Genomic DNA, 19,410 nt, shown 5'->3' on the forward strand with positions numbered 1-19,410 from the left:
GTGTATTCGCCCTACGTCGCGGTTAACCGGACGCCGGCCCCACCAACGCCGACAACCGCTTCTCCAACCCCAGCGCCTTAAACCGCTCCACCACAAAATCCACAAACACCCGGGTCTTTTGCGGCAGCAGCTTCTGCCCGGCGAAGTACAGCGTGGTGGCGCCGGTATCCACATACCACTCCGGCAGCACGCGCTGCACCGCCCCCTTCTCCAGATACGGCAACGCATGGGCCACGCTGACCAAGGCAATGCCCAGGCCGATCTGCGCCGCCGCACACGCGGCCTCCGGGTCGCTCAACGTCATGCGCGGCTGAATCTCGATCGGTGCCAGCAGGCCGTCGCGGTTGCGCAGCGTCCAGGGTCGTACCCGCCCGGTTTGCGGTGAACGAATCAGAATGCCGGCATGCAACGGCAAGTCGGCGGGCGAGCGCAGCGCCGGGGCGTTTTCCAGATAGGCCTTGGAGGCCAGCAGAATCCGGTGCGCCGGCGCCAACTCGCGCGCCACCACCCCCAGCGGCAAATCGAAACCTCCGCCCACGGCGGCATCAAAACCATCGGCAATCAGATCGACCGGGCGGTTATCGAAATGCCAGTCCGGCACCACCCGCGGGTAGCGCTGCAAGAACTCGCCCAGCAGCGGCAGCATATATTCACGCCCGAACGACAACCCCATGCTCACCTTCAAGGTGCCGGCCGGCTGGCTCTTCAGCGTGGTCAGGTTGCCCATCGCCAACTGCAAGGTGCTCAAGCCCCCCGCCGCCTCAGTCAGAAAATATTCGCCGGCCTCCGTCAGGCTCAGCTTGCGGGTACTACGCTGGAACAGCCGTACATCCAGGCTGTCTTCCAGGCGGGCGACGTTCTTGCCCACCGCCGCCGGGGTCAAGCCCAGGCGCCGGGCGGCCTGGGCAAAACTTCCCGCCTCAGCGCTACGAATAAAACACTCGATGCAGTTCAGGGTATCCATGGCGCATTCCATACCGTTTGTATCGAAAGCATATCCGTATTACCGGCTATTCACAGGGTAATTAGCTGCGGATACTAGCCCCAACACCAAACGACACATCCTTAACGCTTAACCCCTAACTTACTTTGGAGAACACCATGACTACTCAAGCAAATCTGATCGGCAAGGTTGCATTCGTACAAGGCGGTTCCCGCGGTATCGGCGCGGCCATCGTCAAACGCCTGGCCCGTGACGGCGCCGTCGTTGCCTTCACTTACAGCCAAAGCGCTCAGCAATCCGACGCCCTGGTGGCCGAAATCGTCGCCGCTGGCGGCAATGCCCTGGCCATCCGCGCTGACAGCGCCAACGAACAAGCCATTCGCGGCGCCATCAGCCAAGCGGTAGAAACCTTCGGTGGTCTGGACATTCTGGTGAACAACGCCGGCGTACTGGCCGTAGCCCCGATCGAACAACTGACCATGGAAGACATCGACCGTACCCTGTCGATCAACGTGCGCAGCGTAGTGATCGCCAGCCAGGAGGCCGCCCGCCACCTGCGTGACAACGGCCGCATCATTACCATCGGGAGCACCAACGCCGACCGCATTCCGTTCGCCGGCGGTTCGATCTACGCCTTGAGCAAATCGGCCATCGTGGGCTTTACCAAAGGCTTGTCCCGCGACCTGGGCGGCCGTGGCATCACCGTCAACAACGTGCAGCCCGGCCCGGTCGACACCGACATGAACCCGGACAGCGGCGAGTTTGCCGACACCCTGAAACAAGGCATGGCGCTGGGCCGTTACGGCAAAGTGGAAGAGATCGCGAGCTTTGTGAGCTACCTGGCAGGGCCGGAAGCCGGTTACATCACCGGTGCCAACCTGACGATTGATGGTGGGTTTGCGGCGTAAATAGCGTCACTCCCGAAATCACCGCACCTGGATCCCCGCATTCGCGGGGATGACGGAGTAAGCCAAAAAACCACCGTCATCCCCGCGTAGGCGGGGATCCAGAATTTCGGATCAACCGTTGTACTGCTGATAACACACTGTAGTGCGCCGCGACCCATTCGGCCGGCGCTGTGGGTCAGCATAAGTATGCAGTTCGCTAAAGCCGGCCTTGCGCATCATGCCGGCCGAGGCGATGTTTCTTCGTGGCGGTCGATGTAGATATCGACCAGCCCTTTCTCTCCAAGCGGGCAACGGCCTGTTCCAGCAAGGTCGAACCCAGCCCCTTCCCCGCCATGTCCCGATGCACCACCGCTTCGCAGATATACCCCTGCGCATCATCACGCCGCGCCGCCGGTTGCTGATCGGCAAACTGGCGAGTCTGGATATAGCTGACAAACCCGACAATCCGCCCGCCCTGCTCCGCCACCACCGCCTCTACCGAACCGTCGGCGATAGCATTGAGGTGCTCGCGTATGCCGTCTTCGGGCAGGTAGTTCCACGGATTAGGACCGTGTTCGAGCAGCAGCGTCGTCAGCTCGGCAATGTCTTGCGGTTGGGCGGAACGAATCGTCAGGCGGCGTCACTCATGAAGTCAGATTCCTGCAGTTGGCAAATCAGGCAGCGCCTCGCCCCGTTCGGCGCAGGCCGCTACCTGTTCGATCAGTGGTTCCAGGTCGTAACCCTGAGCCTTGAGCCATTCAGGGTTGTAGTAGCTGGTGGCATAGCGTTCACCGCCGTCGCAGAGCACCGCGACAATCGAACCGCGCTCGCCGGCCGCGACCATGCGTTGCGCCACCACCAGTGCGCCGATCAGGTTGGTGCCACTGGAGCCGCCCACATGCCGATCCAGGCGTCGCGCCAGGTAATGCATGGCGGCCAGCGACAGGGCGTCCGGCACCTTGCACATGGCATCGATCACGGCCGGCAGAAACGAGGCTTCGACCCGTGGTCGACCGATACCCTCGATACCCGAACCACAGTCCAGGCGCAGGCTCGCATCGCCGGTGCGGTAGTAGTCGAAGAACACCGAGCGCTCGGCGTCGGCACACAGAATGCGTGTGGCATGCCGGCGATAACGCACATAGCGGCCCAGGGTCGCCAATGTGCCGCCGGTGCCGGGGCTGGACACCAGCCAGCTTGGCTCGGGGAAGAGCTCGAAGCGCATCTGCTGGAAAATCGATTCGGCGATGTTGTTGTTGGCGCGCCAGTCGGTGGCGCGTTCGGCGTAGGTGAATTGGTCCATAAAATGTCCGCCGCGCTCGCTGGCCAGGCGTTCGGACTCGGCATAGATCTGCGTCGGATCTTTCACCAGATGGCACTGGCCGCCATAGAACTCGATCTGGGCGATCTTCTCTTTCGAGGTGGTCGCCGGCATCACGGCAATAAACGGCAAGCCCAGCAGGCGGGCGAAATAGGCTTCGGAAATGGCGGTGGAGCCGCTGGAAGCTTCGATCACCGGCGCTCCCTGGTTCAGCCAGCCGTTGCACAGCGCGTACAGAAACAGCGAACGCGCCAGACGATGCTTGAGGCTACCGGTGGGGTGGCTGGACTCGTCTTTGAAGTACAGCTCGACACCCGGCAGGCCCGGCAGCGTCAGGGGAATCAGGTGGGTGTCGGCGCTGCGCTGGAAGTCCGCTTCGATAATGCGGATGGCCTCGCGGGCCCAGGCTCTTCCAACCAACGGTTTTGGATCACTCATAACGCTACCTTCAATCGAGAATTCCAGCGGGGGTGGGCACGTTCGGGTTCTGTCGCCACTGACTCAGCCCCACACCAATAAAGACCAGGCCCACCGCCAACAGTTGCCAGCCGTTCAGGCGCTCGCCCAGAAACAACGCGGCCATCAGCAAGGTGAACACTGGAATAAGATTCGTAAAACCAGAGGCCTGGCTGGCCGGCAGTCGTCCGACGCCGAAGTTGTACAGGCCATAGGCACCGACGGTGACCACAATGCCCAGGTACACCACCGCGCCCCAACCTTGCCCGCTGATGTGGCCGGGCAATTCGGCGTTTAATAACGCCAGAGGCAGAAAGAACACGGAGCCGACAAAGGCCTGCAACGCCGTCAGGGCAAAGGCCGAGTACCGGCTGGACAGGTGCTTGAGCAACAAGGTGTAGCCGGTGGCGCAGAGCATCGCCAGAAACTCGAAGAAGTTACCCAGCAGCGGCGCCGGCGAATGCACGTCGGCCTCCCCCGCCACGCTTAACCAGACGGCGCCAACCACCGCCAGCAGAAAGCCGGCCAACGTCGTGCGAGTGATGCGCTCGCGAAGAGTGAGGTAGGCGCCGACGGCCACCAGGAGCGGCAACAAGGCGGTGATCATGCCGGCCTGGGAGGCGCTGGTGCGTTGCAGCGCCAGCGCTTCGAAGATGAAGTACAGGCAGGGTTCGCAGGCGGCCAGACCCAGCAGGTATTTCCAGTCGCCGGCGCGGTATTCAATACGCCCGCGCCACCGCCAGGCCAGCAGAAACACGAGGCTGCCGAGGGCCATACGGCCGAAGATCACCCACATGGGCGGTATTTCGCTGAACGCCAATTTCAAGGCGATAAATGAGCTGCCCCACAAGGCCATGGCAATTACCAGACAACTCCAGGCAACGGCCTGACCTTCACGTTGTTGCACAAACACCTCCGTTTTATTGACCTGCAGTATAGAAACCGCACCTGACGCCGCCCAGTTACAGTGGAGCAGCTATCCTCTGCGCAACTGTTTTACGGGTCGCTATCGCAGGAGTACGTCATTGGCTTTTCGTCATGTCTTAACCAGTTTTTTCCGCCTCGAAGCCGCCAGTGGTCTCTTGCTGATCACCGCTGCCGTGCTGGCACTAATCATCAATAACTCACCGCTGGCGTTTCTCTACAACGGTCTGCTGACCACCCCGGTAGCGGTGCAGGTCGGCGCGCTGGAAATCGCCAAGCCGCTGCTGCTGTGGATTAACGATGGGCTGATGGCGTTGTTCTTTCTCACCATCGGCCTGGAAGTGAAACGCGAGGTGCTGGAGGGGCATTTGTCCCACCCCTCGCAGATTGTGCTACCGGGCATGGCGGCCATCGGCGGCATGCTGGTGCCGGCACTGGTTTACTGGGCGATCAACCGAAACCACCCCGAAGCCATCGGTGGCTGGGCGATTCCCATGGCCACGGATATCGCCTTTGCCCTCGGTGTGCTGGCCCTGCTGGGCGCGCGGGTGCCGCTGACGCTCAAGCTGTTTCTGATGACCCTGGCGATCATCGATGACTTGGGGGCGATTATCGTGATTGCCCTGTTCTACTCCGCCGACCTGTCCACCCGCTCCCTGCTGATGGCGGCCACCTGCATTGTGGTGCTGATCGCGATGAACCGCGCCGGCGTGCAGAAGCTCAGCCCGTTTGTGCTGGTGGGCCTGGTGCTGTGGGTGTGTGTACTGAAAAGCGGCGTGCATGCCACGCTGGCCGGGGTAGCCCTGGCCTTCACCATTCCCCTGCGCACCCGCGATGGGGTGCCCTCCCCGGCCCGCGCGCTGGAACATGCCCTGCATCCCTGGGTGATTTACGGGATCTTGCCGTTGTTCGCCTTTGCCAATGCCGGCGTGCCATTGGCCGGGGTAGGCCTGGATAGCTTTCTACACCCGGTGCCGCTGGGGATTGCGGCCGGTTTGCTGGTGGGCAAGACCGTGGGCGTTTTCGGTCTGGCATGGCTGGCGATTGCAGTGGGCATCGCCAAGCTGCCCGAAGGCGCCAACTGGGGCCAGGTGCTGGGTGTGGCGGTGCTGTGCGGGATTGGCTTCACCATGAGCCTGTTTGTGGGCTCGCTGGCGTTTGAACCGGCGATAAGTCCGCTGGCGGGGATGGACCGGATCGGGATTTTGACCGGATCGTTTTTTGCGGCGGTGATTGGTTACGTGATCATGGCCAAAGCGAGTAAGGCTAAGCCCTAGCGTGAGCTGTGCCCCTGCGCGTGGGTGACGAAGCAGGTGGTTTGTACTACCGTCATTGCCGCGCAGGCGGGAATCCAGGTTCGGTGCTCGCTCAGCAGACAGCAATCGGCTTCAAGATTCTGGATCCCAGCCTGCGCTGGTATGACGGTGTCCATGGCTTGTAACGCCGTCATTTTGGCGTTGGGCGGAAGAACGGAATGGGTTGATCTACGGATGCAGGCGATTGAGGCCCGGCGGAATTCCGCTGCTGTCGGTATCTTTCCACGGCCCGTTGGCGTAAGTCGCCCAGCTCCAGCCGTCATTCCAACGGTAGTAGGTGCGCTCGCGGTAATACAGATTCGGCACCTGATCCAACACGTACACACCCAACTGCGTATCCCAGTAGCTGCTAACCCCAGGCGGCGGGGCGAAATGTGGGTGGGCTTTCATGCGCGTGCTCGCCGGCGCCTGGGTCGGCAGCGGCGCACTTTTGGGCTGCTGGGTGGCGCGTGGCGGGGTGTCGGGGCTGGTGCTCGGCGGCAGCGGAAATGGCTGCGGCTGGGACTGCGGCGAGATGGGTGGTGCGCTACAGCCGGCGAGCAGCACGAGCAATACCGCGGCAGCGCAACGCGCTGTGTTCACACCCATCTGAATTGTCATTGTGCCTGTCCGTCTGCCGAGTCGATGGTCAGCTGTTGCTGATCCGTGCTGCTACTGGCCAAAGGCTGACTGCGACCGATCCACTCGCCCGCCTTGGCATTGCCTGCCCGCGAGATGCGAGCTTGCAGTATGACCTGAGGGAAGTTGGAGAGTTTCAGTTGCGGCATCATCGCGTCGCTGTCGGCCAGGCTGACGTCGGCGGGCAGGTCGGCCACGGTCATGCGTTTTACCGCCAGCGGCATCGGCGGGCCGTTTGCTGCACGGGCAAATACAAACACGCTGTCGCCCGGCTGCACCTTGGCTTGCACGTCCGGCGCCAGTTGCACACGCACCTTCAATACCGCACCGGTTTCGGCGGCGGCAGGCAGTTGCTGCGCCACTTGCTGATCGGCCGGCAGGTTGCTGCGGGCCCGTTCGATACCGCCTTCGATGGCCGCGCGCGACGGATCATCGGCAGGCATCAGCGCGATCAGGCGGCCCCAGTAGGTGACGGCGTCCTGGAAGCGTTTATCTTCAAACGCGGCGATGCCGAGCAGGCCCAGGCTGGTGACTTCTTCGGGGTTACCTTTGAGCGCTTCGTCGGTGAGGGCCTGGAGGTCCGGCGACCATTTCTTGTCGTTGGCAAAGTAGCGGGCCTGAGCCAGTTGGCCGAGCAATTCGGGCTGGCGGCCGGCGATGCGGATAGCGCGTTCGAAGGCGTTGGCGCCGTCGTTCGGGCGCTCCTGGCTCATATAGGCGCGGCCCAGGTAGTACCAGGCTTCGGCGGATTCGGGCTGGGCTTTTACTGCTTGCTCCAGGCGCGCGGTCATCTCTTCGATGGTGCGCGGCGGCTGGGTTTCATCCTGGGCGAGCTCGACCTGCTCGAGCGAACCCCAATGCCAGTACATGCCCATAGCGAGCACCGGCACCAGCAAGGCGGCGGCCAGCGGCACCCACTTGCCGAGTTTGGAAGTACGGGCCAGGTCGGCGCCCTCGGTATCGGCCAGCAATTCGCGCGCGGCTTCGGCCTTGGCGGCTTGCAGTTGCTCGTCGCTCAGGGTGCCGGCTTGTTGCTGTGCGGAAAGCTCAGCCACGCGTTCCTGATACAGGGCCACGTTCAGGGCGGTGCGGTCTTCTTCGCGCTGGGCACGGCGGCCGCGCAATACGGGAATCAACAGAAATGCCAAGGCCGCCAGCAACAGCAGGCTGGCAGAGAGCCAGAATTCGATCATTGGGAAGTTTTATCCGCAGGCACAGAAGTAGGTTTTTGCTCGACGCTGAGAAGCGCATCGAGGCGCGCTTGCTCATCGCCCGACAGGGTGGTGTCCGGGCCGGCCACCGACTTGCGACGGCGCACACCGATGATCACCATCACCAGAAAACCGGTACCCAGCGCCGCCGCCGGGCCAAACCAGAGCAGCCAGGTGCGCGCGGTAACGGCCGGCTTGTAGCGCACGAACTCGCCGTAGCGGTCGACCATAAAGTCGACGATCTGCTCGTTGCTCTTGCCCTCGCCCAGCATGCGGAAAATTTCTTTACGCAGGTCGGCGGCAATCGGGGCGTTGGAGTCGGCGATGTCCTGGTTCTGGCATTTGGGGCAGCGCAGTTCCACGGTCAGTTGGCGAAAGCGATCACGCTCGGCTTCGTTGGCGAATTCGTAGGTATCGATGGCCGCCTGGGCGACCCCGACCAAGCTGAAACCCAACGCTACGGCGGCAAGCCAACGCTTCATTGCGCGGCCTCGTCGACCAGTTCCTGGTACTTGCTGGCCAACTGTTCACGCCACACTACTTCGTCGATCACGCCGACAAACTTGTGGCGGATGATGCCCTTGCTGTCGATGAGGAAGGTTTCCGGCGCGCCGTACACGCCCAGGTTCAGCCCCAGGCTGCCCTCGGCGTCGTTGATATTCAGCTGGTACGGGTTGTGGAATTCCTTCAGCCATTTCAGCGCGGCGGCGTTCTCATCTTTGTAGTTCACGCCGTAAACGCGCACGCCTTGCTGGGCCAGTTTGTTCAACACCGGGTGTTCAACGCGGCAGAAATGCACCAGGTGGCCCAGACGTTCAGCAGCGCTGGTTTGCCCAGCAGGTCGGCGCGGGTCAGGGTCTTGCCGCCGTCCACTGCCGGCAGGGAGAACTCCGGCACCGGTTTGCCAATCAGCGCCGACGGCAACTCGGACGGGTCAAGAAACAGGCCGCGGTACAAAAACACCGCGCCAACCAGAAATACCGCCAACGGCAGCAGCAAAAACGCCCGCTTCATGCCTGAACTCCACCGAGGCCCAAGGCGTCACGCACCCGGGTTTTGACTTTGACGCGGTAGCGCCGATCCAGCGCTGCCAGCAACCCCCGAAACCGGTAAGCAAACCGCCGAACCAGATCCAGCGCACAAACGGTTTGACGTGAATGCGCACGGCCCACGCGCCGTTATCCAACGGCTCGCCGAGGGCGATATAGATGTCACGGGTAAACCCGCCGTCGATACCCGCTTCGGTCATCACCGACTGCTGCACGGTGTACAGGCGTTTTTCCGGGTGGAGCACGGCCACTTCCTTGCCGTCTTCGATCACCCGCACGGTGCCACGGTCGGAGGTGAAGTTCGGGCCCTGGAAGTGTTCGGCGCCGTCAAAAATAAGTGATAGCCGCCGAGGTCCATCGACTCACCGCGCTCCATGCGCATGTCGCGCTGGGCGCTGTTCTGGCTCGACAACACCACGCCGAGCGCGCACACGACGATACCCAGGTGAGCGATCTGCATGCCCCAGTAGCTGCGGGTGAGTTTGCCTAGGCCTTTGACCAGGCCCGTGTTGCGGGTTTTATCCAGCAGGTCGCGCACGCCGGCCAGCACCACCCAGGCTGCCAGCAGGCAGACGGCAAGCACGGCCCAGTTGAAATCACCGAGCACCATGGAGGCAACGCCGCCGAGCACCACGCTGGCGATCAGCACCGGGCTGAGCATGCCCAGCAGCCATTTCACCGGGGTGTCTTTCCAGCGCACCATCACGCCGACCGCCATCACCACCATCAGCAGGCTCATCAGCGGCACGAACAGCGCGTTGAAGTAAGGCGGGCCGACCGACAGCTTGGCGCCGGTCAGGGCATCCAGTACCAGCGGGTACAGGGTGCCAAGCAGGATCATCGAGGCGGCAACTACCAACACCAGGTTGTTACCCAGCAGCAGCATTTCCCGCGACCACGGGGCAAAGCCCACCTGGCTTTTACGACCGGCGCACGCAAGGCGAACAACGTCAGCGAACCGCCGACCACCACCAACAGGAACGCCAGAATAAACACGCCGCGCTCCGGGTCGGAGGCAAACGCATGCACCGAGGTCAGCACCCCGGAACGCACCAGGAACGTACCGAGCAAACTCAGCGAAAACGCGGCGATGGCGAGCAATACGGTCCAGCTTTTGAACACGCCGCGTTTTTCCGTGACCGCCAGGGAGTGGATCAGCGCCGTGCCGACCAGCCAAGGCATAAACGAGGCGTTTTCTACCGGGTCCCAGAACCACCAGCCGCCCCAGCCGAGTTCGTAATACGCCCACCAGGAACCGAGGGTGATGCCGATGCCGAGGAAGGCCCAGGCCACGATGGTCCATGGTCGCGACCAGCGTGCCCAGGCGGCGTCAAGGCGACCACCGAGCAACGCGGCGATGGCGAAGGAGAAGGCCACGGAGAAACCGACATAACCCATGTACAGCATCGGCGGGTGCACGATCAGGCCGATGTCTTGCAGCAAGGGATTCAGGTCACGGCCGTCCACCGGGCTTTGCGGCAGCAGGCGTGCAAACGGGTTGGAGGTGATGATCAGAAACAGCAGAAAGCCGATGCTGATCATGCCCATCACGCCCAGCACGCGGGCCAGCATCACTTGCGGCAGTTGGCGGGAGAACACTGACACGGCGAAGGTCCAGCCGCCGAGAATCAGGGCCCAAAGCAGCAACGAGCCTTCGTGAGCGCCCCATACGGCGCTGAATTTGTAGTACCACGGCAAGGCGCTGTTGGAATTGTTGGCGACGTAGGCGACCGAGAAATCGTCGGTCATAAAGGCCCAGGTCAGGCAACCGAACGCCAACAGCAGAAAGCTGAACTGGCCCCAGGCCGCCGGTTGGGCCAGGCCCATCCATTGGCGGTCGCCGCGCCAGGCGCCGATCATCGGCAACGTGGCCTGCACCAGTGCCATACATAGGGCGAGAATCATCGCCAAGTGGCCGATTTCCGGAACGATCAGAGCCGCCATCATGGTTGTTTCTCCTCGGTTGCCGGGGCATAGGCCGCGCCGGCCTGGGGAGCGGACTGGCCGCTTTCTTTCAGGGCCTTGGTGACTTCTGGCGGCATGTATTTTTCATCGTGCTTGGCCAGCACTTCATCGGCGATCAGCACGCCGTCGGCATTCAGCTTGCCGAGGGCGACGATGCCCTGCCCTTCGCGGAACAGGTCCGGAAGAATGCCGCGATAGCGGATGGTGACGCTTTTGGCGAAATCGGTGACCACGAATTGCACGTCGAGCGAGTCGCCGCTGCGAACCAGCGAGCCTTTTTCCACCATGCCGCCGGCGCGGATCCGCGTGTCGTGCGGCACTTCGCCGTTGACGATTTGCGTCGGGGTGTAGAACAGGTTGATGTTCTGCTGCAGCGCGCTGAGTGCGAGGCCGACGGCAATGCCGACACCCGCAACAATGGCGAGGATGATGAGCAGGCGTTTTTTACGCAGCGGGTTCACTTCTGACTCTCCCGGCGCAAACGACGCGCCTCTTCTTGCAAATAACGACGACGCGCCAGAATCGGCATGGCGACGTTGAGTGCCAGTACCGCGAGGCTGATGCCGTAAGCGGTCCAGACATACAAACCATGGTGGCCCATGGCGAGGAAATCACTGAAGGAGGCAAAGCTCATCGCACGCCTCCTTGTTCAATCTGCTTCGCCACTTCTTCTTTCACCCAACTGGCGCGCGCTTCGCGCTTGAGCACTTCCAGGCGCATGCGCATCAGCAGCACGGCGCCGAAGAAACAGTAGAAACCCAGCACCATCAGCAACAGCGGCAGCCACATTTCCGCCGGCATGGCCGGGCGTTCGGTGATTTTGAAGGTGGCGCCCTGGTGCAGGGTGTTCCACCATTCCACCGAGTATTTGATGATCGGGATATTCACTACGCCCACCAGCGCCAGCACCGCGCAGGCCTTGGCGGCGCTGTCACGATTGCTGATGGCGTTGCCGAGCGCAATAACACCGAAGTACAGGAACAGCAGAATCAGCATCGACGTTAGTCGCGCATCCCACACCCACCACGAGCCCCAGGTGGGTTTGCCCCAGATGGCACCGGTGAGCAGCGCAACGGCGGTCATCCAGGCACCGATGGGCGCGGCGGATTGCAGGGCGACATCGGCGATTTTCATCTTCCACACCAGCCCGACCAGCCCAGCGACCGCCAGCAGCACGTAGCAGGACTGCGCCAGCATGGCCGCCGGCACGTGGATATAAATGATGCGAAAGCTGTTGCCCTGCTGGTAATCCGGCGGCGCGAACGCCAGGCCCCAGACCACACCGGTGGCAATCAGCAGCACGGCCGCCGCGCTCAGCCAGGGCAGCCAACGGCCGCTGATCTGGTAGAACCATTTGGGCGAGCCCCATTTGTGAAACCAAGTCCAATTCATCAGGGTAACCACGTATTTTTATTCGCCGACGCTAATGGCCAGGCCTGCGGCGGTCGCAAAAGGTGTCAGGGTAATGGCCAACGCAGCGAGGCTGGCCATCCACAGCAAGTAACCGACTACTGGTAGCCCCTGAAGCGAGGCTTGCAGCGCCCCGCTGCCGAGAATCAGCACCGGGATATACAGCGGCAGAATCAGCAGCGCCAACAACAGGCCGCCACGTTTGAGGCCGACGGTCAGTGCTGCACCCACGGCGCCCAACAGGCTGAGTACCGGGGTTCCCAAGAGCAAAGTCATCAAGAGAACCGGAATGCACTGGCTCGGCAAACCGAGCATCAGTGCCAGCAAGGGCGCTAGCAAGACCAGGGCCAGACCGGAAAACAGCCAGTGTGCCAGCACCTTGGCCAATACCAGAAGAGCCAAAGGGTGCGACGAAAGGACCCACTGTTCTAAAGAACCGTCTTCAAAATCACTGCGAAACAGGCCGTCCAGCGACAGCAATACCGCCAGCAGCGCCGCGACCCAGATCAGCCCCGGCGACAGGGTTTGCAGCAACTGGCTTTCCGGGCCGACGGCCAGCGGAAACAGGGCGATCACGATGGCGAAGAACACCAGCGGATTGGCCAGCTCGGCCGGGCGGCGGAACAACAAACGCGCCTCGCGAGCGACCAGCAGCGTAAAGACGTTACTCATGGTTGGCGCTGCCCCAGGTCCAATTCACGGTAACCGGCGGGGGTAAGGGCCAGGGTGTGGTGGGTAGTGAGTACCACCATGCCGCCGTTTTCGCAGTGCTGGGCCAGGTGTGCCTCCAACTGTGCGACACCTGCTTTATCCAGCGCAGTAAAGGGTTCGTCGAGAATCCACAGCGGCGGCGCGGCGAGATATAACCGCGCCAGAGCCACGCGGCGCTGCTGGCCGGCGGACAACGTATGGCACGGCACATCTTCGAAACCGCGCAGGCCAACCTGCTCCAGCGCCTGCCAGATGGCATCGCGGCTGGCCGGTTGGTGCAAGGCACACAGCCAGGTGAGGTTTTCTTCAGCGGTAAGCAGGCCCTTGATGCCGGCGGCGTGGCCGATCCACAGCAGGTTACGGGCGAGTTCGGCGCGTTGCTTGGTCAGCGGTTGGCCATTAAGCAGCACGTCGCCGGCGGTCGGCTGCATCAGCCCGGCGAGCAAACGCAGCAGGCTGGTTTTGCCGCTGCCGTTGGGGCCGCTGATTTGCAGCATTTCCCCGGCCGCCAGGCGCAGCTCCAGGCGCTCGAAGAGCATGCGCCAGTCCCGCTCGCAGGCGAGCGCCACAGCTTCGAGTAAGGGGCTATTCAAGGATAGGCGAACCTTCGGGCTAGGGGCCGGACGGAAAATCCGGGTAAGCGGGCGTTTGCCCTGCATTTGCTATCAAGTCCAGGCAAGCTTGGCCGCTATACTCAGGCAAGCCAACAGCACGGCCGACCCGGACGGGGCGGCATTATACATGTCATGCCCGCCCCTCGAAGCTGGCTTTTTCGACAGGTTGTAAACCGCCGATGAGCGAAATCAGTAGCACTCGCCCACTCCCCGCGATCACGCCGACCCCGCGCCCGAACACCTCGGTGACCGACGCGGCGGTCAAACTGCTGCAGCCGCTGGGCGACCTGCTGGCCGTAGGTGACAGCACCACGGCTGATGTCATCAGCGTCAAAGACCTCGCGCAGAACTTCCAGCAAGTGCTGCTTCGCTTGAACCTGCCCACCGGCCAGCCTGCCACCGTGCAAGCCACCACCAACCAGCCGCTGGTGCCGGGCAGCACCGTGGGCGTGACGGCCGTCTCCGATACCCGGTTGTCCGTGGTCATGCAGCTCGCCGTCGGCGGCGACCCGCTGACCAGCCTGGACGGCGATGCCATGCCGACCGGCACGGTTATTCAGGGCAAAGTGGAATCCAGTCAGGCGTTCGTGCAACAGCAAACCCAGCAAGTACTCAACAAAGTGGTGATGAGCCTGCTCAACACCTCCATGGCCGGCAGCAAGCTGGCCATCGAAACCCCGTTGAACCTTCCGGTCGGCAGCCTGCTGACGGCGCAGGTGCAGAGCAACCAGTCGCTGGCGTTTCTGCCGCTGAGCGGGCGCCTCGACCAACTTGAACTGGGCCAGCAACTCGGCAGCCAACAAGCCCGCCAAGGCTCGCTGGAAGGGTTGCTGAAATCTCTGCAAGGCTTGAGCGGCAAGGACGGCTTGCCCGAAGGCCTGCGCACCAGCATCGACAAATTGCTCGGTGCCCTGCCCGCCGGCACGCAGCTCAGCGATTCCAAGGGGCTGTCTCAGGCCCTGGAAAACAGCGGCATGTTTCTCGAAGCCAAGCTGCTCAGCGGTAATGCGGCCGGGCTGTCCCAGGATATGAAAGCCAACCTGCTGCGCCTGATCGCGCAGATTCTCCCAGCCCTGCCCACCGGCACCGCCATCAACCCGAATACCATCGGCGCCAATCTCGGCCAGGCCCTGCCGGTGTTCTTGCGCAACGCCTTAGGCGCGCTGGGGCAAACCGGCGCCAAGCAACAAGGCCTGACCTTTCCCCTGCCGACCAAACTGCAGATGGAGCTGGAAAAGGAAGGCGATCTGGAAGGCCTGCTCAAGCTCGCCGCCGCGGCCGTGTCGCGCCTGCAAACCCATCAGTTGTCGAGCCTGGCGCAAAGCCAGCTGACGCCCGAAGGCAATCTGCTGACCACCTGGCAAATGGAAATCCCCATGCGCAACCAGCAAGACCTGGTGCCGCTGCAACTTAAAATGCAGCGCGAAGATGCGCAGGAAGAAAAACAGAACGGCAAAGGCGGCAAGAAAGGTCAGCAGCAAGAACCGGTGTGGCGGGTGGAATTGGCGTTCGATATCGCCCCGCTCGGCCCGCTGCAAGTACAAGCCCAACTGGCCCGCGGCAGCCTCACCAGCCAGTTGTGGGCCGAGAAGCTGAGTACCGTGCAGTTGATCGACACAGAACTCGGCACCCTGCGCGACCGCCTGACTGCCGCCGGCCTTAACGTCGGCGAGCTGGAATGCCAACAAGGTTTCCCCCCACAAGGCCCGCGCACCTCCCTCGAACAACGCTGGATCGACGACAAAGCATGAAACGCGAAGCCCCCCGCCAGGCGATTGCCCTCACCTACGACGGAAAAAGCGCGCCGAATCTCTCCGCCAAAGGCGACGACGAACTGGCCGAAGCCATTCTGGCGATCGCCCGCGAATACGAAGTGCCAATCTACGAAAACGCCGAGCTAGTGCGGTTGTTGGCGCGCATGGAATTGGGCGACTCGATTCCCGAGGAGCTGTACAAAAGCATCGCCGAGATCATCGCGTTTGCCTGGTACTTGAAGGGCAAAGCACCGGAAGGGTTTGTGCCAGATGACGGCAGCGAGAAAGACGTAACCCCGCACACCCCGCAGCCGTTGCTCGATTAAACCGTAGGAGCCAGCTTGCTGGCGAACCCTGGAAAAGACGATCACGACCGGTGTTTGCAGGATTCGCCAGCAAGCTGGCTCCTACAAAAGAAACGCAAATCAGCGCTTGGCTTGGTGGAGTTTGCTGACCAGCTCGGCTTCAGCACGACTCAACCCGCACGATTGCGTGAGGTCATCGACACTGGCACCCAGGCCGACCAACCGCGCCGCCTGGGTAAAGGAAAGATTGCTGGGGTCGCGCTGCTCTATCTGACTGAGCTTGTCCGGAATCGGCGCCACGGTGCGGCGCAGTTCGTACAGCTCTTCGCCCATGCGGATGCTACCGGTGAGGTAGGTATCCAGGCGTTTCTTCAGTTCTTTGATGGCCTGGTCGCGCAACGCATCGCGCTGCGCCTGGTGTTCAAACTGACGGACAAACTCGCGCTGCCGGCCGGCCAGCCAGATGCAGGTGCCGCCCAGCGCAACGCAGGCCAGGGCTAGCACCAACAGCACGACGTCGAGCATGGGTTAGATGCTCTCCAGTTCGGACCATTCTTCTTCAGACATCATTTTGTCCAGCTCAACCAGAATCAGCAGTTCGCCGTTCTTGTTGCAGACGCCCTGGATAAACTTGGCCGACTCGTCGTTGCCGACGTTAGGTGCGGTTTCCACTTCCGATTGGCGCAGGTAAACCACCTCGGCCACGCTGTCGACCATGATGCCAACCACTTGCTTGTCGGCTTCGATGATCACAATACGGGTGTTGTCAGTAACCGAACCGGAGTCCAGGCCGAAGCGCTGGCGGGTATCGATCACGGTCACCACGTTGCCGCGCAGGTTGATGATGCCCAGTACGTAGCTAGGGGCACCCGGCACCGGGGCAATTTCGGTGTAGCGCAGGACTTCCTGCACTTGCATCACATTGATGCCGTAGGTTTCGTTGTCCAGACGGAACGTCACCCACTGCAGAATGGGATCTTCGGAACCTTGTGCGGAGTTTTTCTTCATATCCCTAGCCTCATCAATGCCGCTCGCGCAGCTTACGGGTAGCACCCGCCGTTTACTGTAAAGCCCCGCACTGGCGGGGCTGTTCAATCATCAATGCACGCGACCATCACTGGTCAGGCGCTTGGCGGCGCCGCTGGCGATCAGTTCGGCCAGCACGGCCACATCCACCAATGCGCACATATGTTCGATCACGGTGCCAGCCAACCATGGCCGCTGGCTGCGCTGACTGCGCCATTTGACCTCTTTGGGGTCCAGGCGAATCGAGCGGCTGACCTGGTGAACCGCCAGCCCCCATTCGTAGCCTTGCACGGAAATCACATACTGCAAGCCCTGGCGAAAATCATCGCGGTAGCGATCAGGCATCACCCAGCGCGCGGTGTCCAGCACCCGCAGGTTGCCAGCCTGGCACGGCAGGATACCGAGGAACCAGTCTGGCTGGCCAAATAATGGCGTCAGCTCCTGGCCCACCAGCGGGTAGATCGAGCCCAGGCACACTAACGGCACCGCCAGCGTCAGGCCGGCGACGTCGAACAGCAGGCACTCAAACGGTTCTTCGCCCCAGCTTGGCTGGCCGCTCAGTTGCAGCGGCGGCGGGGTCGGCGACATGTCGGCGTGGATCTGTTTTTCCACCACCGATTCGATAACTGGCGGCGCGACCACGACGGGTTTTTCCGCTACTGGTTTTTCTGCTGGCGGCGCCGGCGGCTCAACCAGCAGCGTCGGCATCAGCAGCGGCTTGGCCATTTCCAGTGTCGGCAATACCAGGGTCGGGCGTTCCAGCTTCACGGCGGCCGGTTTGGCGGCAACCGGCGGCGCCTGCAAGCGGGCATCACGCACCTGCTCTTCCAGCACCGCAGCTTCGAATTCGTCGAGGGAAATGGCGTCGGCTTCATCCAGCAGAGCCGTGGGCTGGGCCACGACAGGCGACGTTAGCGGAGTCGGGCGAACGGGCGCAGGGGCCGGTGCAGCAGCCTGCACTACCGCCAGGGCGACCGGTTCAACCGGCAGCGAGTCGGCCAATTCGGCAGCCGCTTCCTGCAGCAGGCCGTCCAGATAGGACTGCAAGGCCAGCTGCGGGCGCGAAGCGGTTGCAATAGGACGGCTCATAGACAAAACCCGAATAAATGGACTGACTCATATATCGGCAGCAGGGGCGCCCGACTTGAGCCAGCCTTGATAGCAAAAATGGCCATCGTCAGGCGACCTGCGCGGCCAGTTCGTTGCTGAGCAAATGCTTGAGCAGCGCCCGGTAGGCCAGCACGCCGCGGCTCTTGTCGTCGAACTGCGACGGCGTTTGCCCGGCGCGGCTGGCGTCACGCAACCGGGTGTCGACCGGAATGTAGGCCGGCCACAGGTGATCCGGATACGCATTGCGCAGCGTGCGCAAGGTGCTCAACGACGCCTGGGTGCGGCGGTCGAACAGAGTCGGCACGATGGTGTACGGCAGCGCCTGTTTGCGCGAGCGGTTGATCATCGCCAGGGTGCTGACCATGCGCTCCAGGCCTTTTACCGCGAGAAACTCGGTTTGCACGGGAATCGCCAACTGCTGGCTGGCGGCCAGGGCGTTCACCATCAGCACGCCGAGCAAGGGCGGGCTGTCGATAATGGCGTGGTCGAAATCGTCCCACAGTTGCGCCAGGCTTTTGGCGATCACCAGGCCCAGGCCACTCTGCCCCGGCGACTGGCGCTCGAGGGTGGCCAGCGCGGTGCTCGACGGCATCAGCGAAATGGACGGATGGCTGGTAGGCAGCAGCAACTGGCCCGGCAAGCCTAGCGGCACGCTGCCCTGGTGCTGGAACAGGTCGAAGGCGCTGTGCTCCAGCGAATCGGGGTCATGCCCGAAATAGCTCGTCATGGAGCCATGTGGATCAAGATCGACCACAACCACGCGCTTGCCGGCGTCGGCCAACAGGCCCGCCAGTGCGATGCTTGTGGTGGTCTTGCCTACCCCACCTTTTTGATTGGCTACTGCCCAGACTCTCATGTTCGTTATCCTCCCGGCGCACCAAGGGCTTACCGAGAACAAGTGCCGCCCTACGGGGTCGGCGACGGGGAATTGACAGCGCCGCCTTCCGGCGGCTGCGCTGTTGGCGACGGTGCAGGTTGTGTGCCAGCTCGCTCTAATGCCGCGTCCGGCTTGGCGTGACCACTTCCTACACCACTTACACTGCGTCGCACATCCAAGTTGCGCGACACCACCAGCACCACCCGGCGATTGCGCGCTCTTCCCTCTGCCGTCGCGTTATCCGCGAGGGGCTGAAACTCTCCATAACCAACCGCTGCCAGGCGCCCGGCGTTTACGCCATCCATGGCCATCATTCTTACAATGCTAGCTGCCCGCGCCGTAGACAGCTCCCAGTTCGTAGGAAACTGCGCGGTTTTGATCGGAAGATTATCCGTGAAACCTTCCACATGGATGGGATTCTCGTAAGGCGCCAGAATTTTGGCAACCTTTTCGATAATGGTGAACGCCTTATCGTTGGGAATGGCATCGCCGCTGGGGAACAACAGGCTGGAATTGAGCTCGATTTCAATCCACAGCTCATTGCCACGCACGGTCATTTCGTCACTCTTGATCAGGTCGCCAAACGCCGACTTCACCGCGTCGCTGATTTCCTGCAACGCTTTGCTCGGGTCGTCCACGGCCGGCGTGTCCTGGTCCAGCGGACGCTCGGGTTCGGTGGTCAGTGGGCGCTCATCGCCGACCGGAATCGGTTTGATCGCCCGGTCCGGCTGATTGAACGCGCCGACCAGGCTATCGGACAGAATCTTGTACTTGCCCTCGTTGATCGACGAAATCGAGTACATGACCACGAAGAACGCGAACAGCAAGGTGATGAAGTCCGCGTAGGACACCAGCCAACGTTCGTGATTTTCGTGCTCTTCGTGATGCCGCCGACGGGCCATATTCAGCCGAA

Annotated in this window: 20 protein-coding genes and 3 pseudogenes; 4 read left to right on the forward strand and 19 right to left on the reverse strand. The window is 62.3% G+C overall.

Features of this window, described 5'->3' with window-relative positions; translation table 11 throughout:
* Positions 1–22 precede the first annotated feature (22 nt).
* Complete coding sequence (locus tag AC0V2S_RS23040; RefSeq protein ID WP_475511739.1) at positions 23–964, reverse strand: LysR family transcriptional regulator; 942 nt, start codon at positions 962–964, stop codon at positions 23–25.
* Between the two features lie 137 nt (positions 965–1,101).
* Between AC0V2S_RS23040 and AC0V2S_RS23045 the strand changes: the two genes are divergently transcribed.
* Positions 1,102–1,851: a 3-oxoacyl-ACP reductase family protein gene (locus tag AC0V2S_RS23045; RefSeq protein ID WP_475511740.1), complete on the forward strand. Its 750-nt coding sequence runs from the start codon at positions 1,102–1,104 to the stop codon at positions 1,849–1,851.
* A gap of 111 nt (positions 1,852–1,962) precedes the next feature.
* Here AC0V2S_RS23045 and AC0V2S_RS23050 read toward each other — a convergent pair.
* From AC0V2S_RS23050 to AC0V2S_RS23060, 3 genes and pseudogenes are all read right to left on the reverse strand, one after another.
* Positions 1,963–2,458: pseudogene (locus AC0V2S_RS23050) on the reverse strand (N-acetyltransferase family protein).
* Positions 2,459–2,482: 24 nt separating this feature from the next.
* A complete protein-coding gene (locus AC0V2S_RS23055) occupies positions 2,483–3,589 on the reverse strand; it encodes a PLP-dependent cysteine synthase family protein (protein WP_475511741.1) in 1,107 nt (368 codons plus the stop codon).
* Between the two features lie 10 nt (positions 3,590–3,599).
* On the reverse strand, positions 3,600–4,514 hold the full coding sequence (locus AC0V2S_RS23060) for a DMT family transporter (RefSeq protein ID WP_475511742.1): 915 nt from the start codon (positions 4,512–4,514) through the stop codon (positions 3,600–3,602).
* Positions 4,515–4,632: 118 nt separating this feature from the next.
* Between AC0V2S_RS23060 and nhaA the strand changes: the two genes are divergently transcribed.
* A complete protein-coding gene (gene nhaA, locus AC0V2S_RS23065; protein ID WP_475511743.1) occupies positions 4,633–5,808 on the forward strand; it encodes a Na+/H+ antiporter NhaA in 1,176 nt (391 codons plus the stop codon).
* Positions 5,809–6,015: 207 nt separating this feature from the next.
* Here nhaA and AC0V2S_RS23070 read toward each other — a convergent pair whose 3' ends face one another.
* The 10 genes and pseudogenes from AC0V2S_RS23070 to ccmA all read right to left on the reverse strand — a co-directional run bounded on the left by AC0V2S_RS23070 (position 6,016) and on the right by ccmA (position 13,404).
* A complete protein-coding gene (locus AC0V2S_RS23070; RefSeq protein WP_475511744.1) occupies positions 6,016–6,447 on the reverse strand; it encodes a hypothetical protein in 432 nt (143 codons plus the stop codon).
* Complete coding sequence (gene ccmI, locus AC0V2S_RS23075; protein WP_475511745.1) at positions 6,444–7,658, reverse strand: c-type cytochrome biogenesis protein CcmI; 1,215 nt, start codon at positions 7,656–7,658, stop codon at positions 6,444–6,446. The genes AC0V2S_RS23070 and ccmI overlap by 4 nt, the downstream gene beginning before the upstream one ends.
* Positions 7,655–8,158, reverse strand: coding sequence for a cytochrome c-type biogenesis protein (locus AC0V2S_RS23080; protein ID WP_475511746.1), 504 nt, complete (start codon positions 8,156–8,158; stop codon positions 7,655–7,657). Before AC0V2S_RS23080 ends, ccmI begins: the two co-directional genes overlap by 4 nt.
* Positions 8,155–8,690 (reverse strand): annotated as a pseudogene (locus AC0V2S_RS23085) (DsbE family thiol:disulfide interchange protein). The gene AC0V2S_RS23080 and the pseudogene AC0V2S_RS23085 overlap by 4 nt, the downstream one beginning before the upstream one ends.
* Positions 8,687–10,657 (reverse strand): annotated as a pseudogene (locus AC0V2S_RS23090) (heme lyase CcmF/NrfE family subunit). Before AC0V2S_RS23090 ends, AC0V2S_RS23085 begins: the two co-directional pseudogenes overlap by 4 nt.
* 11 nt (positions 10,658–10,668) lie before the next feature.
* A complete protein-coding gene (gene ccmE / locus AC0V2S_RS23095; protein ID WP_475511747.1) occupies positions 10,669–11,151 on the reverse strand; it encodes a cytochrome c maturation protein CcmE in 483 nt (160 codons plus the stop codon).
* Positions 11,148–11,324 carry a heme exporter protein CcmD gene (gene ccmD, locus AC0V2S_RS23100; RefSeq protein WP_475511748.1) on the reverse strand — a complete coding sequence of 59 codons (177 nt, stop codon included), beginning with the start codon at positions 11,322–11,324 and terminating at the stop codon, positions 11,148–11,150. Before ccmD ends, ccmE begins: the two co-directional genes overlap by 4 nt.
* Positions 11,321–12,085 carry a heme ABC transporter permease gene (locus tag AC0V2S_RS23105; protein ID WP_475511782.1) on the reverse strand — a complete coding sequence of 255 codons (765 nt, stop codon included), beginning with the start codon at positions 12,083–12,085 and terminating at the stop codon, positions 11,321–11,323. Before AC0V2S_RS23105 ends, ccmD begins: the two co-directional genes overlap by 4 nt.
* 15 nt (positions 12,086–12,100) lie before the next feature.
* Positions 12,101–12,772, reverse strand: a complete 672-nt coding sequence (gene ccmB / locus AC0V2S_RS23110) for a heme exporter protein CcmB (protein ID WP_340662325.1) — start codon at positions 12,770–12,772, stop codon at positions 12,101–12,103.
* A complete protein-coding gene (gene ccmA, locus AC0V2S_RS23115; protein WP_475511749.1) occupies positions 12,769–13,404 on the reverse strand; it encodes a cytochrome c biogenesis heme-transporting ATPase CcmA in 636 nt (211 codons plus the stop codon). Before ccmA ends, ccmB begins: the two co-directional genes overlap by 4 nt.
* Before the next feature lie 200 nt (positions 13,405–13,604).
* Here ccmA and fliK point away from each other — a divergent pair, with 200 nt between their 5' ends.
* Together fliK and AC0V2S_RS23125 are read left to right on the forward strand one after the other, a co-directional pair.
* On the forward strand, positions 13,605–15,176 hold the full coding sequence (gene fliK, locus AC0V2S_RS23120) for a flagellar hook-length control protein FliK (protein ID WP_475511750.1): 1,572 nt from the start codon (positions 13,605–13,607) through the stop codon (positions 15,174–15,176).
* Positions 15,173–15,505, forward strand: coding sequence for an EscU/YscU/HrcU family type III secretion system export apparatus switch protein (locus AC0V2S_RS23125; RefSeq protein WP_475511751.1), 333 nt, complete (start codon positions 15,173–15,175; stop codon positions 15,503–15,505). Before fliK ends, AC0V2S_RS23125 begins: the two co-directional genes overlap by 4 nt.
* Before the next feature lie 99 nt (positions 15,506–15,604).
* Here the strand turns inward: AC0V2S_RS23125 and AC0V2S_RS23130 are convergent, their stop codons facing one another.
* From AC0V2S_RS23130 to motD, 5 genes are all read right to left on the reverse strand, one after another.
* Positions 15,605–16,009 (reverse strand): DUF2802 domain-containing protein, encoded by a 405-nt coding sequence (locus AC0V2S_RS23130; RefSeq protein WP_475511752.1) that lies wholly within the window; start codon positions 16,007–16,009, stop codon positions 15,605–15,607.
* Between the two features lie 3 nt (positions 16,010–16,012).
* Positions 16,013–16,492, reverse strand: coding sequence for a chemotaxis protein CheW (locus tag AC0V2S_RS23135; RefSeq protein WP_108097019.1), 480 nt, complete (start codon positions 16,490–16,492; stop codon positions 16,013–16,015).
* A gap of 90 nt (positions 16,493–16,582) precedes the next feature.
* Positions 16,583–17,599: a CheW domain-containing protein gene (locus tag AC0V2S_RS23140; protein WP_475511753.1), complete on the reverse strand. Its 1,017-nt coding sequence runs from the start codon at positions 17,597–17,599 to the stop codon at positions 16,583–16,585.
* An 88-nt stretch (positions 17,600–17,687) separates the two neighbouring features.
* Complete coding sequence (locus AC0V2S_RS23145) at positions 17,688–18,476, reverse strand: ParA family protein (RefSeq protein ID WP_475511754.1); 789 nt, start codon at positions 18,474–18,476, stop codon at positions 17,688–17,690.
* Positions 18,477–18,526: 50 nt separating this feature from the next.
* Positions 18,527–19,399 carry a flagellar motor protein MotD gene (motD, locus tag AC0V2S_RS23150; protein ID WP_475511755.1) on the reverse strand — a complete coding sequence of 291 codons (873 nt, stop codon included), beginning with the start codon at positions 19,397–19,399 and terminating at the stop codon, positions 18,527–18,529.
* Between the last annotated feature and the right edge of the window lie 11 nt (positions 19,400–19,410).

Source organism: Pseudomonas sp. CC11G, from assembly GCF_056174845.1.

What these genes read in the sequence shown, in the direction of transcription:
- AC0V2S_RS23040 (WP_475511739.1), bottom strand. Translation starts at nt 964, where the DNA reads ATGGATACCCTGAACTGCATCGAGTGTTTTATTCGTAGCGCTGAGGCG.
- AC0V2S_RS23045 (WP_475511740.1), top strand. Translation starts at nt 1,102, where the DNA reads ATGACTACTCAAGCAAATCTGATCGGCAAGGTTGCATTCGTACAAGGC.
- AC0V2S_RS23055 (WP_475511741.1), bottom strand. Translation starts at nt 3,589, where the DNA reads ATGAGTGATCCAAAACCGTTGGTTGGAAGAGCCTGGGCCCGCGAGGCC.
- AC0V2S_RS23070 (WP_475511744.1), bottom strand. Translation starts at nt 6,447, where the DNA reads ATGACAATTCAGATGGGTGTGAACACAGCGCGTTGCGCTGCCGCGGTA.
- ccmI (WP_475511745.1), bottom strand. Translation starts at nt 7,658, where the DNA reads ATGATCGAATTCTGGCTCTCTGCCAGCCTGCTGTTGCTGGCGGCCTTG.
- AC0V2S_RS23080 (WP_475511746.1), bottom strand. Translation starts at nt 8,158, where the DNA reads ATGAAGCGTTGGCTTGCCGCCGTAGCGTTGGGTTTCAGCTTGGTCGGG.
- ccmD (WP_475511748.1), bottom strand. Translation starts at nt 11,324, where the DNA reads ATGAGCTTTGCCTCCTTCAGTGATTTCCTCGCCATGGGCCACCATGGT.
- ccmB (WP_340662325.1), bottom strand. Translation starts at nt 12,772, where the DNA reads ATGAGTAACGTCTTTACGCTGCTGGTCGCTCGCGAGGCGCGTTTGTTG.
- fliK (WP_475511750.1), top strand. Translation starts at nt 13,605, where the DNA reads ATGAGCGAAATCAGTAGCACTCGCCCACTCCCCGCGATCACGCCGACC.
- AC0V2S_RS23125 (WP_475511751.1), top strand. Translation starts at nt 15,173, where the DNA reads ATGAAACGCGAAGCCCCCCGCCAGGCGATTGCCCTCACCTACGACGGA.
- AC0V2S_RS23130 (WP_475511752.1), bottom strand. Translation starts at nt 16,009, where the DNA reads ATGCTCGACGTCGTGCTGTTGGTGCTAGCCCTGGCCTGCGTTGCGCTG.
- AC0V2S_RS23135 (WP_108097019.1), bottom strand. Translation starts at nt 16,492, where the DNA reads ATGAAGAAAAACTCCGCACAAGGTTCCGAAGATCCCATTCTGCAGTGG.
- AC0V2S_RS23140 (WP_475511753.1), bottom strand. Translation starts at nt 17,599, where the DNA reads ATGAGCCGTCCTATTGCAACCGCTTCGCGCCCGCAGCTGGCCTTGCAG.
- AC0V2S_RS23145 (WP_475511754.1), bottom strand. Translation starts at nt 18,476, where the DNA reads ATGAGAGTCTGGGCAGTAGCCAATCAAAAAGGTGGGGTAGGCAAGACC.
- motD (WP_475511755.1), bottom strand. Translation starts at nt 19,399, where the DNA reads ATGGCCCGTCGGCGGCATCACGAAGAGCACGAAAATCACGAACGTTGG.